The sequence below is a fragment of the Tropicibacter naphthalenivorans genome (assembly GCF_900176475.1).
In the GTDB taxonomy this organism is placed as follows: domain Bacteria; phylum Pseudomonadota; class Alphaproteobacteria; order Rhodobacterales; family Rhodobacteraceae; genus Tropicibacter; species Tropicibacter naphthalenivorans.
This window is the reverse complement of record NZ_FWXX01000001.1, coordinates 310,871-326,593: the sequence shown is the minus strand read 5'-3', so window position 1 is coordinate 326,593 and position 15,723 is coordinate 310,871. Positions and strand designations below refer to the sequence as shown.

Here is a 15,723-nt window from a genome sequence, read left to right as displayed (position 1 = left end):
CCCGTCTTTTTTATCGCTTTGGAATTTTATCGCTTTAGAATGCCCGGAAGGTCAGCGTCGTCAACGTGCGTTCGATGCCTTCGATATCCAGCAGCTGATCGTTGATGTATTTGCCCACATCTTCACCTTCGGGGATGTAGAGCTTGACCAAGAGGTCATACTCGCCACTCGTCGAATACAGTTCAGAGTGGATCTCGCGCAGGGCGATGTCCCCGGCGACGCGGTAGGCGGTGCCCGGTTTGCACCGGATCTGGATGAAAACGCAGGTCATGAGGCGGCTCCTTGCGGCTGTGCGCTGTGTTGTCCCGAATTGACCTGAAAAACGCAGGTGAATCCAGCCCTTTGGCCCAAGAGTTCTTGCATTGCGCGCGCGGAATGTGTTTCCCAAACGAAGGGCGGGCCACTCACCCCGCCGTGGTATCAGGGAGGGGACGTATGAGTGATTTCCAATACGGGGATTTGGATGGGGCATCGGTGTTCATCACCGGCGGCGGCGCGGGGATCGGCGCGGCGCTGACCGAAGGCTTTCTGGCCCAAGGCGCCAAGGTCGGTTTTGTGCAACGCTCGGATGCGTCCGAGTTCTGCGCCGAGATGGCGGCCAAATACGGGCGCGCGCCGCATTTCGTGCCGTGTGACATCACGGATACGCGCGCTTTGCGGGCCGCGATCGACGAAGTTGCGGAGGTGAACGGACCAGTTTCTGTGCTTGTGAACAACGCGGCCAATGACACGCGCCACGCGACGCTGGACATGGACGAGGCGGATTGGGACGCCGCCATGGCCGTGAACCTCAAGGCATATTTCTTCGCTACCCAAGCGGTTGTGCCGATGATGCAGGCCATCGGCGGCGGGGCGATCATCAACTTCAGCTCGATCAGCTACATGCTGGGGATCGGCGATTTGCCCGCGTACACCAGCGCCAACGGGGCGATCACCGCCATGACGCGGGGCCACGCGCGCGAGTTCGGCTGCGATGGCATCCGGGTGAACGCTCTGGCGCCGGGCTGGGTCCTGACCGAGCGGCAGATGCGCCTGTGGGCCACGCCCGAGGACCTGAGCGCCTTTATGGAAAAGCAGTGCCTCAAGCGGCATTTGACCCCGAAGGACATCGTCGGGCCGGTGCTGTTCTTGGCGTCGAACGCCAGCGCCATGATGACCGGGCAGTGTATCGCGGTGGATGGCGGCGTGGTGACGGTGGCGGCGTAATCGGCGCGGCGTAAGGGTCTTTACCTCGGCGGCCCCTCCCGGCACTGTTAGCGCCCAAAGAGGAGGGGCCGCCATGCGCTATGAAATTCTGTCACAGACCAAGTGTACGCTGGGCGAGGGGCCTTTATGGCACCCCGAGCGGCAGTCCTTGTTTTGGTTCGACATCCTTGGGCACACCCTGTTCGAACATGACGGCACGGCACAGCGGTCGTGGTCTTTTGATCGCGCGGTGTCGGCGGCTGCTTGGGTGTCACGCGATGTGCTGCTGATCGCCACGGCGCGTGATCTGATCCGCTTTGATCTGGAGACGGGCGAGGAGACGTCTTTGGTGGCGCTGGAGGCGGACATTCCCCTGACGCGCAGCAATGACGGGCGCGCCGACCCCTATGGCGGCTTTTGGATCGGCACCATGGGGTATGACTGTCAGGACGGCATGGGCGCGGTCTATCGGTTTTATCGCGGTGAACTGCGCAAGCTCTGGGACGGGGTGTCGATCCCCAATGCCACGTGTTTTTCGCCGGATGGGAAATGGGCCTATGTGGCCGATACCGGCGCGGGGCGGATCGACCGTGTCGCTTTGGATCAGGACGGCTGGCCAGTGGGCGACCGCGCGCTTTGGCTGGATTTGCAGGCCGAAGGCTTGAACCCCGACGGCGCGGTGATCGACAGTTTGGGCCGCATTTGGGTCGCGCAATGGGGCGCGGGGCGGGTGGCCTGTTACGATGCCGAGGCGCGATTTGTGACGGCCATGGACCTGCCGACGCCGCAGACGACCTGCCCGGCGTTCGGTGGCGCGGGGCTGGACCGGCTCTTTGTGACCTCGGCGGCAGAGGGGCGACCCGCGAGCGATACGGACGCGGGCAAGACCTTTGTCCTGAGGCCGGAGGCCACGGGGCGGGCCGAGCCGCGGGTGGTGTTGCATGACTGAGCACCACGGCGATGCTCTGCGCCCGGGCGAGACTGCGCTGGACTTGCCCGCGCCGAACGACGCGCGCCTGAGGTTCATAGGACGGCTGCGTACCCCGTTTGCAGGGCGCGAGGAGTGCCCTCGGCAGGGGAGCGACGATGGGCCGGAGTGCCGGGTGGAGCTGTCGCCCGAATTCGCGCCGGGTCTGGACGGGATTGAGGCGTTTTCCCGCGTGGAGCTGCTGTATTGGCTGCATGAGGCGCGGCGTGACTTGCTCACCCAAAGCCCCAAGGGGGATGGCGCGGTGCGGGGCACGTTTTCGCTGCGCTCGCCTTTGCGGCCCAACCCGATTGGCACCTCGGTGGTGCGGCTGATCCGCCGCGAGGGGGCTGTCTTGGTGGTGCGTGGTCTCGATTGTCTGGACGGGACGCCCTTGGTCGATATCAAGCCGGTGCGCTGTGAGTTTACCGTGCAAGCGGCGGGCAAGGGCGTTTGAGGAGAAGAGCGTGGGGGCGCTGCCCTCTCGCCGCAGGCGAGGCACTCAAAGGTGGAGGGGGCTCTGCCCTCTCGCCGTAGGCGAGGCACTCAAAGGTGGAGGGGGCTCTGCCCTCTCGCCGTAGGCGAGGCACTCAAAGGTAGAGAGGGCTCTGCCCTCTCGCCGCAGGCGAGGCACTCAAAGGTGGAGGGGGCTCTGCCCTCTCGCCGCAGGCGAGGCACTCAAAGGTGGAGGGGGCTCTGCCCTCTCGCCGTAGGCGAGGCACTCAAAGATGGAGGGGGCTCTGCCCCCGGCCCCGTTGGGCCTCCCCCGGGATATTTTGAAAGAGAAGAAGGGCGAGGCGTGCGCTTGCCCCGTCCGTATGCTTGCCCTGTCTGTGGGCTTGGGCGTAGAAATGCGCCTAGGATGAGGGCAGGAGGCACCGATGACGAACCCGCTGTATGATCAGATGCTTGGCCGCCATGCAGGCAGCGCGGCTGTGTTCCTGCATTTGCCGGATGGGCGGCAGGTGAGTTATGCGGATTTTCTGGGGCGTGTGGCGCAGTTCGCCGGGGCGGTGCGTGCGCAGGGGATTGCGCCGGGCGACCGGGTGGCCATTCAGGTGGGGAAATCGGCGGATGCGCTGGCCCTGATCTTTGGCTGCATCCAGGCGGGGGTTGTGTTTTTGCCGCTTAACACCGGCTACACCGCCGATGAGATGTCTTATTTCGTCGAGAACAGCGGCGCGCGGCTGTTGGTCTGTGCGCCCGAGGCCGAAGCGGCGTTGGGCCCGGTGGCCGAGGCCTGCGGCGCGCAAATCTTGACGCTGGGGGGCGCCGGGGAGGGCAGCCTGGCGCAGGTTGCGGACGCGCAGGCACAGAGCTTTGACACCGAGCCGCGCGCGCCAGAGGACATCGCGGCGTTTTTGTATACCTCGGGGACGACGGGGCGGTCCAAGGGGGCGATGCTGTCGCAGAACAACCTGCTGTCGAACGCGCTGACGTTGGTGGATCTGTGGCGGTTTACCGACAAGGACGTGTTGCTGCACGCGCTGCCGATCTTTCACACCCATGGGCTTTTCGTGGCGACCAACGTGATCCTCGCCGCCGGCGCGTCGATGGTGTTCTTTGACAAGCTCGACCCCGAGGCGCTGATCGACTGGATGCCGCGGGCGACGTCGCTGATGGGGGTGCCGACCTTTTACACCCGGTTGCTGGATACCGCGCGCTTTGACACGGCGGCCACGGCCAGTATGCGCCTGTTCATTTCCGGCTCTGCGCCCTTGCTGGCCGAAACCCACCTGCGGTTCGAAGAGCGCACCGGGCACCGTATCCTAGAGCGCTATGGCATGACGGAAACCAATATGAACACCTCGAACCCCTACGAGGGCGAGCGGCGCGCCGGGACGGTTGGTCTGCCGCTGCCGGGGGTCGAGGTCAAGGTCTGCGGCCCGGACGGGGCCGAGGTGCCGCGCGGCGAGATCGGCGTGCTTGAGGTGCGCGGTCCCAACGTGTTTCAAGGCTATTGGCAGATGCCCGAGAAGACCGCCGAAGAGCTGCGCGCCGACGGGTTTTTCATCACCGGCGATCTCGCGCAGCAGGCCGAGGATGGCTACGTCACGATTGTGGGCCGCAACAAAGACCTGATCATCTCGGGTGGGTTCAACATCTACCCCAAAGAGCTGGAGAGCCTTTTGGACGACATGCCCGGCGTGCTGGAAAGCGCGGTGATCGGCGTGCCGCACCCGGACTTTGGGGAGACGCCGGTGGGGGTGCTGGTCCCCAAACCGGACGAGACCCCGGACCTGGAGGCGATCGCCGGGTTGGTGGCGGAAAAGCTGGCCCGCTTTAAACATCCGCGCAAGCTGGTCTTGATCGACGCTTTGCCGCGCAACACCATGGGCAAGGTGCAAAAGAACGCCCTGCGCGCCAGCTACCAAGGCCTGTTCGCTTAACCCGGGGGACGCGTCAAGGCGCTTCGAGATTGGCCAGCGAGACATGCCCGCTGCGCTCTATCTCTGACAGGGTTTCGGGCCACAGCGCGTTCAGCTCGCGGCGCTTGGCCAGCAGCGCGTCCAAGGGGGCATCCGGGGCCATCGTCTGAAGCTCGCGCAGCAGCTCTGTCAGCCGCTCGGCGCCAAACACCCCCGCCGAGCCCGCCATCCGGTGCGCTTCGGCGGCCATGGCGGCGCGGTCTGCGTCGGTTTCCAGCATCAGACGGATTTCCGCGACAAAGGTCGTCATCTCGGTGGCAAAGGTGCGCAGCGCCGCCTCTAGCCGGTCGCTGGGCAAATCGGCGCTGAGCTCGGCCAGATGGGTGTGGTTCAGCAGCGGCACCGGGGCGCCGGGATCGTCGTCGGCCTGCGCATCCTGCGCAAACTCCATAAAGACAGAGCCAAGCACCCGCCGGATCGCCGCGCCGTTGATCGGCTTGATCAGAACGTCGTTCATGCCCGCCGCGCGAAAGGCGACGACCTCTTCGGGCAGCGCGTGGGCGGTGGTGGCGATGATCGGCACGTCGGCGCTAGGCCCATCGCCAGAGCGGATCAGGCGGGCGGCGGTCAGCCCGTCCATCCCCGGCATGGAAATATCCATCAGGATCAGGTCGTATTCTTCGCGGTTCGCACGCTCGACCCCTTCGGCGCCATCGTAGGCTTCGGTGACGCTGTGGCCCAGCCGTTCCAGCATTTCGCGGGCGACCATGCGGTTCACCTCGTTGTCCTCGACCATGAGGATTTGCAGCGGCGGCAGGTCGATTTCCAGATCGGGGTCAGGGGTGGGCGCGGCGCTGTCGATCTGTGGTGTTTCCCCGGGGGCGGGGGCCAAGGGCAGGCGCATCCAGAACAGGCTGCCATCCCCCGGCTCGCTTTCCGCGCCCAGCATCCCGCCAAGCGCCGAGGCCAGCCGCGAGGAAATCCCAAGGCCCAGCCCGGTGCCGGTGTTGGACCGCCCGTAAGAGTTGTCGATGGTGACGAAATCGCCAAAGATCCGTTCCAGATCGGCCTCTTCGATGCCGACGCCGGTGTCAATCACCCGCAGCTCGACCTCGTTCAGGCCGTTTTGACACTCTGCCTCGATGGTGATGGTGCCATCCTTGGTGAACTTGATGGCATTGCCCACGAGATTCAGCATGATCTGGCGGATGCGGTCGGGGTCGCTGTAGACTTCGTGCAGGGCAGGGCTGGGCGGCGAGAGCACCAGCCGGTTGCCGTTTTGCGCCGCGCGCCCCGACTGGCTTTCAATGATCTCGGTCAGCAGGGCGATCAGGTCAAAGCGCGTCTTGCGCATCGACATCTTGCCCGCATCCAGGCGCGAGATGTCCAGAACGTCGTTCACATGCGCCAGCAGCAGCTTGCCAGAGTTGCGGATGATCCGCAGGTGGCGGCGTTGCTTGGGGTTCAGGCTGTCCGTCTCGAACAGATCGAGCGTGCCCAGCAGGCCGTTCAGCGGGGTGCGCATCTCGTGGCTCATGACCGCAAGCAGCTCTGCCTTGTGCTTTTCACCCTCGATGGCGCGGTCGCGCGCGCGTTTGAGCGCCTGTTCCGCCTGAACGCGGTCAGAAATGTCGCGCATGAAGCCGATGAAAATCTCGCCGCCGGGGCTTTGGGCGCTGGCCAGCGAGATGTCGACCGGGAACAGCTTGCCATCCTTGCCGGTGGCCTCAAGCTGGGCGATGCCCTTGCCAATCAGGCGCGCCTCGCCATGTTCGGTGTAGCGTTTCATGCCGGCGTGGTGCATGTCGCGGAACTGCGGGGGGATGATCAGGTCGGCCATCTGCTGGCCGATGGCCTCGTCGCGCGAATAGCCAAAAATGCGCTCGGCGGCGCCGTTGTATTCCTCGATGACGCCGCTGCGATTGGTCACGATCACCGCATCGAGCGAGGTGGAAATAATCGTCTCCATGCGCTCGCGGGTCAGGCGGTTTTCCGTGGCGCTGCGTTCGCGTTGGCGCGCCAGCCGCAGCAGCGCAATCGCCACCATCAGCAGCAGCACCACAAGGGCCACGGTCAGCACCGCGATGTTGAACAGGGTGCGCGACACGCTGGTCCGGCGCAGATCGCTGGTGCGCGAGAAAAACTCGATCCCCGCAAGGGCCATCTCGCGCGAGGTGCGGTGCGCGGCGTCGATGTCCACGGCAAACTCGGGCAGCACGGCGCGAAATTGCGGATCGGGGCTGTCGATGGCGGGCACCCACTCGGCCAGAAAGGCCTCGATCTCGGTCAGCGCGCTGCGCACCTCTGGGTCTTGGCGCATCTCGTCAAAGACGGGGCTGTTCTTGAGCGTCTCGATCCGGCTGTAAAAGATGTCAAAGCGCAGCCGCAGCTCGTCCAGATCGAGGGTTTCGGCCAGCCGCGCCTCGTACATGGCGATTTTTAGCCCGACGATCTCGGTTTCGGTCTGGCTCAGCACCCATTGGATGTTGTCCGAAGAGGCGGTTTCCAGCCGGGCCATCTGGGCGCGCGCGTCCATCACCAGAACGGCAATGGTGCTGATGAACAGCGAGACGACAAAGCCGGTCAGCCCGCGGCGCACAAGGCCGTTGTCGTTGAAAATGATGTCGATCTTGCGTTGCATACGCCCCCTCTAGCCCCGCAATGGGGCGGTGTCAGGGCAGAACTTCGATGCGATCAAGCTGCCAGATGCTGCGGGCGTAATAAATCTCGGCCTGGTAGCGCGGGGCGCTGTCGTAGGGATAGATCACCCATAGCGGCCCCTTGTCGCGCACGGACATGGGGCGCCCGTTGCGGGCAAAGGCCAGAAACGCACCGCCCGGCACCGCGTCGGCCAGCGGGATGTCGACGGCGTAGTCGTTCACCGCCGTGGCCCGCAGCGCGCTGCCGGTGATGCCAAGCGCCTTGGTCAGATCGTGCAGCGGCACCCCTTCGAAGGTTTGCACTCCATCGGTCCAGATCGTAGTGGTTTCAATGGTTTGCGCGCCGATCCCTCGTAGCAGATCAAGGTCAAAGGCCGCTGCCCCATCTTGGTTCGTCACGGAAATCTCGCCGGTGACGTGCAGCAGAACGGGCCCCTCGGGGGCGGGCAGATCCGACGCCAGGGCGGCACCGGTCCAGACGATCAGAGCCATCACGGCCCCGCAAAGCATGTGCATCCCTCGCATGTGGTTCCTTTCCCCGGCGAAATCGCGCGAAGTCTAGCTTAAATGCGCGCAATCCCATATCTGGCCAACCGAAGTATGTGCCATAGACTTTCGTATAGGCTATTGTGGCATTTTGCAGACCTGTTTAGCTTGTGTAAACGCCGCTTGGCCGCTTACGATGTGTTAATGTGAACGGCATAGTTTGGCCTAAGCTGTAACGACGGTGTGCTGGTTTGTGCACGGATATGGGAACGACATGATGCGCATCTTGGTGGCAGACGACCACGATCTAGTCCGAGAGACCATTGCGGCGTTTCTGGACGGGGCCGACATCGAAGAGGTGCAGACCGTTGCCACGCTGGACGATGCGGTCGCAGCGGCGGAAAGTTCAGGCACGTTTGATCTGGTTCTGCTGGACTACAACATGCCGGGGATGAACGGCCTTGATGGGCTGACCCGCATGAAGGACGCCAACGAGGGCAAGCCGGTGGCGATTCTCTCTGGTAGTGCGACGCGCGATGTGGCCGATGCGGCGCTTAAGGCGGGGGCGCAGGGCTTTATCCCGAAAACCCTGTCGGCGCGCAGCCTGCTGACCGCCGCGCGCTTTATGGCCGCCGGTGAGATTTACGCGCCCATCGAATTCATGCAGCAGGCCAGCGATGAGGCGGGCCCGCTGACGAAACGCGAGCTCGACGTGCTGCGCGGCATCTGCGAGGGCAAGTCCAACAAGGAAATCGCCCGCGACCTCAGCCTGCAAGAGGTGACGGTCAAGCTGCACGTCAAGACGCTGTCGCGCAAGCTGGACGCGCGCAACCGCACCCACGCGGCGATGATCGCCCGCGATCGCGGCATGGCTTGAAATCGCCTGCGGCCGGGCCTGACATGGCCTGAGCCTGACATCCCCTAACGGACATCATTGCAAACGCTAAAAGCCTGCGCTGTGCGCGGGTTTTTTTGTGTTTTTAAAGGGGAGGGGCGGTGGTGGCGTGGGGGAGACTTGAACTCCCGACCTATCGATTATGAGTCGATCGCTCTAACCAACTGAGCTACCGCGCCGTTACCGTGCGGGGTGAATACGGAGGGGGCCGTGAATCGTCAAGACCAAAAAATCAGAAATTTCACACCTTCTTGTAAGGTATTGAAATTACATAAAAGAACGCGCCCCAAAAGGGGCGCGCCAGCGGACGGAAACCAAAGGGACAGATGGCCCCGCCGGTCAAATCACGGACGAGTCACTTTACGATCTTTTCGTCTTTGACAAACATGTTCGCCCACGCGCGATCCACCAGTTCCGGGGTCATCTTATACGGGATACCTTCGAAATCGCAGACGGCGATCATCTGGTCGATCAGGAACACCGGCTGGTAGTTCGCAAAGGTGTTGTTGATCGTCGGGTACTTGTTCTTGAGCAGGTGCACGAGGCTGGCCTCGTCCAGTTGCAGCTTTTTCTTGCGGGCGACCAGCGCGAAGATTTTCAGGAAATCCTCTTGGCTGGGGCCGTCGATCTTGATCTTGAAGAAAATCCGGCGCAGCGCCGCCTGGTCAAAGATCTCGTTCGGGTGGAAGTTGGTCGAGAAAATGACCAGCGTGTCAAAGGGGACTTCGAACTTTTCCCCCGATTGCAGCGCGAGGATGTCCTTGGATTCCTCCAGCGGAACAATCCAGCGGTTGACCAGCGCCTGCGGCGGTTCGGCCTGACGGCCAAGATCGTCGACGATAAAGATGCCGCCCGAGGATTTCAGCTGAAGCGGCGCCTGATAGGTGCGCGCGGTCGGGTTGTAGACGAGGTCGAGCATGGACAGCGACAGCTCGCCGCCGGTGATCACGGTGGGGCGGGTGCAGACCACGTAGCGCTTGTCATAGCGGGCGGTGCGGCGCAGGCGGGTGGGGTCTTCGGCGGCTTCTTCGGCCTTGGTGTGGACGATGGGGTCGTACACGGTGATCACCTGACCCGAGTATTCGATGGCCCGCGGGACATAGATCTTGTCCCCCATGGCGTCGCGAATCCCGTTGGAAATCGAGGACTTGCCGTTCCCCGGCGGGCCGTACATCAGGATCGAGCGCCCCGAGCTGACCGCCGGACCAAGGTTGGAAATCAGCGACGGAGGTAGCACCAGATGCCCCATGGCGCCGGTCAGCTGCTCGCGCGTGATCTGGATGTTGCGGATCGACTGGCGCTTGACCTGCTCGCGGTAGACGTCCAGCGGCACCGGAACCGCGCCGAAATATTCGGACTGGGCCAGCGCATCCAGCGCGCGGGCCTTGCCGCTGTCGGTCAGCTGGTAGGGCATTTCTGAGGACACCTCTCCCGCCGCGCCCAGCGTGCCCATCGCCTCCATCAGGCCTTGGCCGCGGGCCATGTCGATGACCTCTTGGGTGATCGGCACGGGCAGGTGCAGCGCCTCGGCCAAGTGTGTGACCTTGTTGGTGTTCTTGCGAAACAGGGTCTTGAGCAGGATGTCCCGCACCATCACGTGGGACAGCTGGATGTCTTCGAGCCGCTTGGGCGAGGGAGGCGCCATCACGGCGCCGGTCTGCATGTTCATGAGATAACCTGCGATATTGCTTTGCAGCAAAGGTGCACAGGCTTTGTGGCGGATTGTGGGCCGGGCTTGGGACTTTGCGGGGCGTTAACGCCGCTTTGATCCCGGCGTCACGCTCCCCCGGCTCACGCCCCGTATATCGCGCCCATCAGCAGATAGATCGCCAACGCCCCGCCCAGCGGCAAGCCCATGGGAAACCGCTTGCCCGAGGACCAGCTTTCCCAGCCGGGGGCCAACTTGCGCAGCGGCGAATGGCGCGCGATGCGGTGCCCAAAGAACGACGCCAGCAGGGTCGCGGCGAACATCACCACCAAAAAGCGCAGATCCCCAAGGTGGATGAACGGCGCGGCGGCGGCGATGAATTTTGCATCGCCCGCGCCCATGGCCCCGCCGGCGTTCAGCGCCATCCCGGCGACCAGCGCCACGATCAGGTGCACGTAGCGCCACAGGTAGGCATCCAGCGGCAGGGCGAAAAAGCCGACGATCACGTAGATCACGAACATCGCCATGACCGCGTGGTTGGGAATCCGAAGCGCCTTCATGTCGGTAAAGCTGACATACAGGCAGATCGGCACCAGAAAGAGGGCGAACCACAGCGCAGTGCTGGCAGAGATCATCATGGCGTGGGCCGTCCGTTAGCTGTTCTCAAGCGCCTTGAGCGCAAGAGCCGCCGCTTCGAAGTGCTGCGGGTGGGTGTCCAGCGCCTCGCGCAGCAGACCTTTGCCGATTTCCACATCGCCGCGTTTGATCGCCGCCAACCCCATGGAGTGCAGCAGCTGGGCGCGCTCGATCTGGGTCATGGGCACAACCGGAAGGGTGTATTTGCCCTGCGCACCGCGCGCCAGAACAAGGTTGTTCTTGGCGGTGAACAGCGCCTGATCCTGACGGATGGCATCGGTGAACAGGCGTTCGGCCTCGGCGTAGTCGCCGCGGGTCAGTTTCGAGTATCCCCAGTTGTTCATGACCGACGCCGGGGTGGTGGTCAGGCCGATGGCGACTTCGTAAAAGCTGTCGGCCTTTTTCCATTCCTTGTTGCCGTCAGCGATCATCGCCTCAAGGCGGTAGCGTTTAAAGGTTTCATAGGTCGGCGGAATGGTGTCTAGCACTTTTTCCGCCTTTTCCCAATCGTTTGCGCGGATCAGCGCGTCGGCCAGCTGGACGCGGTCCTCGTCGGTGGCGTCCTTGTGGTCAACCACCTTGGCCCAGGCGATCTTACCCTCGGAGATGCGCTTGGCCCGGATCAAAGAGATCGCCAGCCCGCGCATCAGGTCGATGCGATCCGGCGCGCCCGTCAGCGAGCGTTGAAAGTAGGACACGGCCTCGTTCGGGTCGCCAGAGGCGAGCATCACCTCGTTGAGGTTGCTTTCATCAATGACGTTCACGCCTTGGAACTTGCGATCCATTTCGGCGGTATCGATGCCCTTTTCACAGGCCGACAGCGCAACCACAGCGGTCGCGCAAAGTACGATCATGGGATGGCGCATGTTGCCTGCGTCCTTTTAACTGCTCTGCCTTTTTATCCCGGCACCCGTCGGATCAAGTATTGGCTACTGCCCCGGCGCACGAGTTTATAGTCTTGTTCGTTAACATTATCGTACAGGGAATTTTCGACTTTTTCGAGCGCCAAGCGCAAATTGTCCCGGATTGCGTCACTTTCGCCATTATCAAGGGCATAGGCGCGTTTGAAAATCTCGGACGCTTCGGGGATTTTGCGCCGTTCCATCAGCACAACGCCAAGGTTGTTCCACGCCTCGGGCCAGTCCGGTTCGGCCTTGACCGCGCGGCGCAGCAGCTCTTCGGATTGGTTCAGCCGCCCCAGGGCAAGGTTCGCCGACCCCAGCGCCACCAGCACTTCGCCGGTCAGTCCGTGTTCCCCGGCGGCGCGGGTAAAGTTTTTCAGCGCCAGATCGTATTGCCCCGCCTCCATCAGGCGGTGGCCCACGATCAGCCCGTCGACCGCCTCGCCGCGCGGATCGACGGCGGGCGCATAAGGATTGTCGCGCGACGCACCAAGGCCGCCTGCGGAACAGGCGGCCAGGGAAAGCATCACGATTGCGGCTAAAAAAGCCTTTGTCATGTCGTTAGTTACCGGCCATTGCACCCATTTGCGTAATGCCGACAGCCGACGGACCCACAAGGATGATCAGCAGCGGCGGCACTGTCAGCATCATAGTGGTAAGGGTCATCTTTGTCGGCAGTTTGTTTGCAGCTTCTTCCGCCCGCATGACCCTTTTGTCACGCATTTCGCCCGCATAGACCCGCAGCGCGTCGCCGATCGAGGTACCAAAGGTCTGCGCCTGGTTCAAAACGGTGGTAAAGCTGGACACGTCCTGCACCCCGCAGCGGTCGGACATATCGTTCAGAACCTGCCCGCGATCCTTACCGGCCTTCATCTCGTGGCTGATGATTTCGAACTCATCGGCCAGCGCCGGGTAGGAGCCGCGCAGTTCCTTGGCCACACGCACGATGGACTGTTCCATGGACTGGCCGGCTTCGACGCAGACCAGCATCATGTCGAGCGCATCGGGGAAACCTTGCTGGATTTCCTCCTGACGCTTGGCCACGCGTTTGGTGATCCAATATTTGGGCGCCATGTAGCCGACGACGCCCGGCCCAAGGATGGTCATGAGCTTTTTGTTCATCGACGCCGTGGCCGGATCGACGGCCAGCAGGAAATACGCCACCCCAAGCGCAAGGAAGCCAAGCCCCAGCGCCATCTGCGCAAAGTAGTACAGCTGAACCGCGTCCTTGGTGCGATAGCCCGCTTGCAGCAGCTTCATCCGCACGTCGCCCAGCTCTTTTTCGTCCTGCGGTTCGAGGAACTGGGCGTATTTGTTCAGCTTTTCGTTCTTGCGCTTGTCACGCAGGACGGCGCGGGTCTGCGCATCCATCTTTTCGCGGCCCGACTGCTTGAGCTTGTCCATCGGGTCGGGCTTGGCGTTCAGCATGAACGGAATGGTGCCGAGGATCATCAAGACCGCAAGGCCGGCGACAACGATCAGCGGACCGGCCGGGCCGAGCATATCCACGATCATGGTGTTGATTGAATCGAACATTGGCAGCGTCCTTAAACCTTGATGTTAACCAGCATACGCATGACGATCATGTTCAGCGCCAGCATGATGCCCACGATAAAGCAGGCGGGGATGAACCACGGGTGATCAATCACACCGTCGTAGTAGTCGGGCTTGGCCACCTGGATGAAAATCAGGGCCATGATCGGGAAAGCGGACAGGAACTTGCCGGACCACTGCGCTTCGGCGGTGATCGCCTTGACGCGGCGGAACAGGCGGAAGCGGGCGCGGATCACCTTGGCCAGACCATCAAGGATTTCCGCAAGGTTACCCCCGGCCTGCTGCTGGATCGCCACGGCCACCGCGAGAAAGCGCATGTCCTGCATGTCCAGACGTTCGGCCATGTGTTTCAGCGCCTCGCCCATGTCGCGGCCATAGGCGGCCTCGTCGGCGATGATGCCGAATTCGGTGGCCAGCGGGTCCTTGATTTCCTTGGACACGATGGTGATGGCGCTGCTGAACGGGTGGCCGACGCGCAAGGAGCGCACCATCAGTTCCACCGCGTCGGGCAGTTGCTCTTCGATCATGGTCAGGCGCTTTTTCGCCTTGGAGCTGACCCACATGAACACGCCGCCGACGCCCATGGCGACGGACATCACCGCCTTGATCGGGGTGGTGGCTTCGGTGCCGACGGTCAGGCCAACAAAGGCAAAGACCGACGCCCCGGCCATGACCATCATCAGCTGTTGCGGGGTAAAGGCGATCGCGGCCTTTTGCGCCTTGTCCGCCAGCAGCGAATACAAGGGCAGCGAGCGCGAGTTCATATGCTGGTCCATCTCCTTGCGGAGCTGCGCCAGCACGTCCTCGCGGCGGGTGCCCTTTTCGAGCATTTCGAGGCGGCGGTTGACCTTGTTCGACAGGCTGATCGACTTGCCGAAGATCACCAGATACGCGCCGTTCACCAGCACGAGAACGCCGACGAAAATCAGGCCATAGATAATGGGTTCTGCACTCAACATCGCAGGTTACTCCGGGCGGAAGGGTTCATAGATCGAGGGCGGAATGTCGTAGCCCCACATGCGGAAGCGCTCGGAATAGGCGCTGCGGACACCGGTCGCGGTAAAGTGGCCGATGATCTTGTTGTCGGGGGTCAGGCCGACGCGCTGAAAGCGGAACAGTTCCTGCATGGAAATTACGTCGCCTTCCATGCCGGTGATCTCGGTGATCGAGGTCATGCGGCGCGAGCCGTCTTGCAGACGCGAGGCCTGCACGATGAGGTTCACAGCGCTAGAGATCTGGCTGCGCATGGCTTTGAGCGGCATTTCGATCCCGGCCATGGCGATCATGTTTTCCAGACGCGCGACGCCGTCGCGGGCAGAGTTGGCGTGGATTGTGGTCATGGACCCGTCGTGGCCGGTGTTCATGGCCTGCAACATGTCGATGACTTCTTCGCCACGCGTTTCCCCCACGATGATTCGGTCAGGACGCATCCGCAGCGCGTTTTTCAGACAATCGCGCGGGGTGACCGCGCCCTTGCCTTCGACGTTGGGCGGGCGGCTTTCCATGCGGCCCACGTGGGTCTGTTGCAGCTGAAGTTCCGCCGTATCCTCGATGGTCAGGATGCGTTCGCTGTCGTCGATGAAGGAGGACAGCGCGTTGAGCGTGGTTGTCTTACCCGAACCGGTACCGCCAGAGACGATGATGTTCAGGCGCGTCGCCACGGCGGCCTGCAAGTAGACGGCCATTTCCTCGGTGAAGGCGCCGAACTTGACCAGATCGTCGATGCCCAGCTTGTCCTTTTTGAACTTACGGATCGACACCAGAGATCCGTCGATGGCGATCGGCGGCACCATGGCGTTGAAACGCGAGCCGTCTTGCAGACGGGCGTCAACGTAGGGGTTGGATTCATCGACACGGCGACCCACGGCGGACACGATCTTGTCGATGATCCGCATCAGGTGCTTTTCATCCTTGAAGGTGATGTCCGACAGCGACAGCTTGCCGTTTTGTTCTACGAAAATCTGGTGCGGGCCGTTGACCAGGATATCCGAAACCGTCTCGTCCTTGAGCAGGGTTTCCAGCGGGCCAAGGCCTTTGACCTCGTCATACAGGTCGGCGATCATGGCGCGGCGCTCGTCGCGGTTCAGCACCATGCCCTTTTCTTGCAGCACCTCCGACGCGATTTCCGAGATTTCCTCGCGCAGTTCCGCCTCGGACGCCTGATCCAGCGCCGCAAGGTTGAGGTTGTCCAACAGCGCGCGGTGCAGTTCCAGCTTTACCTCGCCCAGACGTTCCTTGCGCTTTTTCTCTTTGTCGGCGGGCTGGGCGCGGGCGGCGACCTTTTGCGGGGCAGGGCGGCGGGCGGCCACCGACTTTTTCGGCTCGGGGGCGGGCGCAGCCGGGGCGGCGGCTTCGGGCTTCTTGACCGGGGCCGCTTCTTTCAAGCCGGGCTTTTTGTATCGGGAAAACATGCTCGTTCCT

General features: G+C 62.8%; 15 protein-coding genes and 1 tRNA gene. 5 read left to right on the top strand and 11 right to left on the bottom strand.

Going from position 1 to position 15,723, the window contains the following annotated elements:
- Window positions 1–34: 34 nt before the first annotated feature.
- Window positions 35–271, bottom strand: coding sequence for an Lrp/AsnC family transcriptional regulator (locus B9A11_RS01585; protein ID WP_058246096.1), 237 nt, complete (start codon window positions 269–271; stop codon window positions 35–37).
- 164 nt (window positions 272–435) lie between these two features.
- Between B9A11_RS01585 and B9A11_RS01580 the strand changes: the two genes are divergently transcribed.
- The 4 genes from B9A11_RS01580 (at window position 436) to B9A11_RS01565 (ending at window position 4,542) form a co-directional block, all read left to right on the top strand.
- Window positions 436–1,206 carry an SDR family NAD(P)-dependent oxidoreductase gene (locus B9A11_RS01580; protein WP_058246097.1) on the top strand — a complete coding sequence of 257 codons (771 nt, stop codon included), beginning with the start codon at window positions 436–438 and terminating at the stop codon, window positions 1,204–1,206.
- A 73-nt stretch (window positions 1,207–1,279) separates the two neighbouring features.
- The gene (locus tag B9A11_RS01575) at window positions 1,280–2,134 is read left to right on the top strand and encodes an SMP-30/gluconolactonase/LRE family protein (protein WP_058246098.1); all 855 of its coding nucleotides are present in this window, start codon (window positions 1,280–1,282) and stop codon (window positions 2,132–2,134) included.
- Window positions 2,127–2,609 carry a tRNA (N6-threonylcarbamoyladenosine(37)-N6)-methyltransferase TrmO gene (gene tsaA, locus B9A11_RS01570; RefSeq protein WP_058246099.1) on the top strand — a complete coding sequence of 161 codons (483 nt, stop codon included), beginning with the start codon at window positions 2,127–2,129 and terminating at the stop codon, window positions 2,607–2,609. Before B9A11_RS01575 ends, tsaA begins: the two co-directional genes overlap by 8 nt.
- A 424-nt stretch (window positions 2,610–3,033) precedes the next feature.
- The gene (locus B9A11_RS01565) at window positions 3,034–4,542 is read left to right on the top strand and encodes a malonate--CoA ligase (RefSeq protein WP_058246100.1); all 1,509 of its coding nucleotides are present in this window, start codon (window positions 3,034–3,036) and stop codon (window positions 4,540–4,542) included.
- A gap of 13 nt (window positions 4,543–4,555) precedes the next feature.
- Here B9A11_RS01565 and B9A11_RS01560 read toward each other — a convergent pair whose 3' ends face one another.
- Entirely contained in the window at window positions 4,556–7,162 is a 2,607-nt protein-coding gene (locus B9A11_RS01560) for a hybrid sensor histidine kinase/response regulator (RefSeq protein ID WP_058246101.1), read from the bottom strand.
- 31 nt (window positions 7,163–7,193) lie between these two features.
- Complete coding sequence (locus B9A11_RS01555) at window positions 7,194–7,673, bottom strand: putative pterin-binding protein (RefSeq protein WP_234988705.1); 480 nt, start codon at window positions 7,671–7,673, stop codon at window positions 7,194–7,196.
- A 271-nt stretch (window positions 7,674–7,944) separates the two neighbouring features.
- Between B9A11_RS01555 and B9A11_RS01550 the strand changes: the two genes are divergently transcribed.
- The gene (locus B9A11_RS01550; protein ID WP_058246422.1) at window positions 7,945–8,544 is read left to right on the top strand and encodes a response regulator; all 600 of its coding nucleotides are present in this window, start codon (window positions 7,945–7,947) and stop codon (window positions 8,542–8,544) included.
- 120 nt (window positions 8,545–8,664) lie between these two features.
- On the opposite strand, the gene B9A11_RS01545 is transcribed toward B9A11_RS01550, so the two are convergent.
- The 8 genes from B9A11_RS01545 to B9A11_RS01510 form a co-directional block, all read right to left on the bottom strand.
- Window positions 8,665–8,741 (bottom strand) — tRNA-Met (locus B9A11_RS01545).
- Between the two features lie 176 nt (window positions 8,742–8,917).
- Complete coding sequence (locus B9A11_RS01540) at window positions 8,918–10,231, bottom strand: hypothetical protein (protein WP_058246423.1); 1,314 nt, start codon at window positions 10,229–10,231, stop codon at window positions 8,918–8,920.
- Between the two features lie 122 nt (window positions 10,232–10,353).
- The gene (locus B9A11_RS01535; RefSeq protein WP_058246102.1) at window positions 10,354–10,848 is read right to left on the bottom strand and encodes a prepilin peptidase; all 495 of its coding nucleotides are present in this window, start codon (window positions 10,846–10,848) and stop codon (window positions 10,354–10,356) included.
- 15 nt (window positions 10,849–10,863) lie between these two features.
- Window positions 10,864–11,712, bottom strand: coding sequence for a tetratricopeptide repeat protein (locus tag B9A11_RS01530; RefSeq protein ID WP_058246103.1), 849 nt, complete (start codon window positions 11,710–11,712; stop codon window positions 10,864–10,866).
- A gap of 32 nt (window positions 11,713–11,744) precedes the next feature.
- Window positions 11,745–12,275, bottom strand: a complete 531-nt coding sequence (locus B9A11_RS01525) for a tetratricopeptide repeat protein (RefSeq protein ID WP_234988704.1) — start codon at window positions 12,273–12,275, stop codon at window positions 11,745–11,747.
- Window positions 12,276–12,309: 34 nt separating this feature from the next.
- Window positions 12,310–13,284, bottom strand: coding sequence for a type II secretion system F family protein (locus B9A11_RS01520; RefSeq protein WP_058246105.1), 975 nt, complete (start codon window positions 13,282–13,284; stop codon window positions 12,310–12,312).
- Between the two features lie 11 nt (window positions 13,285–13,295).
- The gene (locus B9A11_RS01515; protein ID WP_058246106.1) at window positions 13,296–14,261 is read right to left on the bottom strand and encodes a type II secretion system F family protein; all 966 of its coding nucleotides are present in this window, start codon (window positions 14,259–14,261) and stop codon (window positions 13,296–13,298) included.
- A 6-nt stretch (window positions 14,262–14,267) separates the two neighbouring features.
- Complete coding sequence (locus B9A11_RS01510; RefSeq protein ID WP_058246107.1) at window positions 14,268–15,713, bottom strand: CpaF family protein; 1,446 nt, start codon at window positions 15,711–15,713, stop codon at window positions 14,268–14,270.
- Between the last annotated feature and the right edge of the window lie 10 nt (window positions 15,714–15,723).